Origin of the sequence: Agromyces sp. NPDC058484, from assembly GCF_042720415.1 — a bacterium.
Taxonomy (GTDB): Bacteria; Actinomycetota; Actinomycetes; order Actinomycetales; family Microbacteriaceae; genus Agromyces.
In genome coordinates this window covers 1-1,513 of record NZ_JBHXMP010000032.1, presented here as the reverse complement: position 1 = coordinate 1,513, position 1,513 = coordinate 1, and the positions used below count along the sequence as shown (strand labels likewise).

Annotated in this window: 1 pseudogene and 1 other annotated feature; the pseudogene reads left to right on the top strand. The window is 67.3% G+C overall.

Annotated elements, in window-relative coordinates:
* The first annotated feature begins 149 nt into the window (after positions 1-149).
* Positions 150-1,390: pseudogene (locus tag ACFWN7_RS17115) on the top strand (IS3 family transposase).
* Positions 428-562, top strand: a sequence feature (AL1L pseudoknot). Its footprint overlaps the pseudogene before it by 135 nt.
* Positions 1,391-1,513 lie beyond the last annotated feature (123 nt).

The following is a 1,513-nucleotide window of genomic DNA, read 5'->3' as shown; positions in this document are numbered from 1 at the left end:
GCGCCCGCCGCGTCCCCTACCGCGGCGTGGCCAAGAACAACGCCTGGTGGGCCACCCGAGCCGCCGGGATCAACCTCAAACGCCTCCTCGCACTCTGACGCGCGACGGGTTTGATGGAGGGGAGGATTACCCGGAAGGAACCCGCCGAGATGGCAGCACAACGGAAGTACCCCGCCGAGCTTCGTGATCGAGCGACGCGGATGGCGATCGATGCCCGCAAGGATCCCGAGACCCGGATGGGCGCGTATCGGCGGATCGGTGATCAGCTCGGGGTGCATCCCGAGGCATTGCGGACCTGGGTGAAGAACACGGAGATCGACGAGGGCCTGCGCCCGGGGACGACGAGCGAGGACGCGTCCCGGATCGCGGAGCTGGAGCGGGAGGTCCGTGAGCTGCGCCGCGCGAACGCGATCCTCAAGAGCGCGTCGGCTTTCTTCGCGGCGGAGCTCGACCGCCCCTCCCGGTGACCGAGCGCGTCGAGTTCGTCGACACGCATCGTGACGAGTTCGGGGTCGAGCCGATCTGCCGTGCCTTGCAGGACACTGCGGCGCAGATCGCCCCGAGCACGTATCACGCCGCGAAGACCCGCCCGCCGTCCGCGCGGAGCATCCGCGACGCCGAGCTGACCGAGAAGATCACCACCATCCACGAGGAGAACTACGACGTGTACGGAGCCAGGAAGATGACCGCATCACTGCGGCGGCAGGGCGACCCGGTCGCCGAATGCACCGTGCGGCGCCTGATGAAAGCCGCCGGCCTGTCCGGGCTGATCCGAGCGAAAGCGCCGCGCACCACGCGGCCGGCGGCGGAAACAGATCGGCCCCGCGACCTGGTCAACCGCGAGTTCACCGCGACCGCGCCGAACCAGCTGTGGGTCGCCGACATAACCTATGTCCGGACGTTCTCGGGGTGGGTGTACGCGGCGTTCGTGATCGATGTGTTCTCCCGCATGGTCGTCGGCTGGCAAGTGGCCACCTCGCTGTATACCGACCTCGCGCTGGACGCGCTGAAGATGGCGATCTGGCGGCGCGAGCACGCCGGCGACGACCTGACCGGGCTGATCCACCACTCCGACCGCGGTGTGCAGTATCGGGCCATCCGCTACACCGAACGGCTCGCAGAAGCCGATGCCGTCGCATCCGTCGGGTCCAAGGGCGACAGCTACGATAACGCCCTCGCCGAGGCATTCAACTCGCTCTACAAGGGCGAGCTCGTCCGCAACCGCGGGCCCTGGACTGGCATCAACGACCTCGAGATCGCGACCGCCGAGTACATCGACTGGTTCAACCAGCGGCGCTTGCACGGCGAACTCGGCCAGATCCCACCCGCCGAGTACGAAGCATCACACGCCGCGGCTCACACCCACCCGACCCTCGTCACAACCAACTAAACGACCCTCTACGAAACTCGTCGCTTGACACTCGGCCTGACCCGCCAGAACGAGGCATGGGCGCTGGTCTGACGAACACCAGCGCCACGAACCCATTGACGACTACCCACGCACGGGTGACGA